This window comes from Allobosea sp. P4_C6 (assembly GCF_056402015.1).
The window spans coordinates 1-1,455 of sequence record NZ_JBFUIF010000239.1; the positions used below are offsets into that span (position 1 = coordinate 1).

Sequence of the window (1,455 nt, forward strand, 5' to 3'; positions counted from 1 at the left end):
GGTGGCACCAGCGGCGAGGCGCAAGCCAAGCCACATGGATGGCATCACGGCCATGGGCATTACAACATGTATCGCCATGGCCCCCGCCGCCACTATGGCTGGAATCGCGCTCATCATCGCGGGTGGTACAAGCATCACCGCTACCCCGCCTATTACGGGGGCTGGTGAGCCTCAATCGCAGACCAAGCCGATGGATTTGCTACACGATCTATCCTCCGGCGATTCAGCAAATAATCTCGGATCAGCTCCATAGGCAATGGGGTATGGTCTGGTTGAACGGGTCGTGGCCTCATGTGGCCGTTGTCGCAAGAAACCAAGCAAGGAGTCCTGCCGATGGGCCTGAAGACGAGCTTGACCTCGGGCCTCGCTGTCGTCGCACTCTTAGTCGCCGGTATGGCTTACTGGACGTTCCACGAAAGCTCGCAGACTGTTGCTCCGTCGGGTCTGCCCGGCGCACCCCCGCCTGCACCTCAGGCTAGTGTTCCGCCTCTAGCGCCCGCGCCTCAGGCCAGTGCTCCGCCTCCGGCGCCCGCGCCTCCGCTCAGACCGTCCTCCCCCCCACCTGTGAGCGCACAGTCCAACCAGCCCGCGGCGTTCCCTGCCACGTCGCCAAGCCCAACCGCGACAGCGGAGCGGGGACAGGCAGCAACAATACCTCCCTCGGCAGCGCCTTCAGCCTCAATGGGAACCCTACCCGCTGAGAGCCAAATGTCTGAAGCGGACCGACGACAGCTCCAGCAAGTATTACAGCGTCTGAACTACTACCAAGGACCCATTGATGGAAAATTCGGTCGGTCGACGCGTGCCGCCATCCGTCGTTTCCAGGACAGCATTGGCTTCAAAAGTACCGGGTACTTGACCTCAGCGGAGGCTACTCGCCTAAAGGGATCTGTACCCAGATAAATGTTTGAATGGTTGGGGCAACCCACCAACGACCGCAACATTGATGCCCTTCCTGGAAACGCGGCAGAGCCAGAACGGCGTTGTCACGTTAACTCCGGCATTGCGGGAAGCCGTGGAGGTGGGCGTGCGTGACCCCGCTGACCATCGGCTTCCACCGGCCCACCGTGGGGCTGTATTTCCGCTTTCCGCTAGCTTTGCCGGGTGGCGGAGATGCTTCTGGAGTGCGGCATTTCCGTCTCCTACAATACGGTGCGGCGCTGGGGCGATGATGATCGGGGTTACGCCCGCGGCTGAAGCGCAAGAGGCCGAGCTGCTGCCGTCTAGCATCTCGACGTGACAATATTGCCTTTCGCGTACCGGGCCGCGCTCTGTGAGCGAGGCCCTTTTCGACTTATAGGGGCTTGCCTAGTAGCTGGGCCACCGCTGCTGAACGACGCCGGCCTTTTCGACGGCGGCTTTCAGCTGCTCAGCCGACACTCCGAATTTTTGGGTACAGTACTTGAGCTCATGAGGCTCAACCCCGGCAGATCGGAATGTGGCAGGCTGTTGTAC

At 61.2% G+C, this 1,455-nt stretch carries 2 protein-coding genes; one reads left to right on the forward strand and one right to left on the reverse strand.

What is annotated here, in order from left to right:
• Nucleotides 1–708: 708 nt before the first annotated feature.
• Nucleotides 709–903: a peptidoglycan-binding domain-containing protein gene (locus AC1DVA_RS28300; RefSeq protein WP_476808116.1), complete on the forward strand. Its 195-nt coding sequence runs from the start codon at nt 709–711 to the stop codon at nt 901–903.
• Nucleotides 904–1,308: 405 nt separating this feature from the next.
• Here AC1DVA_RS28300 and AC1DVA_RS28305 read toward each other — a convergent pair.
• Nucleotides 1,309–1,455, reverse strand: a 147-nt coding sequence (locus tag AC1DVA_RS28305; protein ID WP_476808117.1) for a DUF3606 domain-containing protein, incomplete at its 5' end; no start/stop codon positions are given.

Coding starts and splice junctions, on each gene's coding strand:
- AC1DVA_RS28300 (WP_476808116.1), top strand. CDS start 709: ATGTCTGAAGCGGACCGACGACAGCTCCAGCAAGTATTACAGCGTCTG.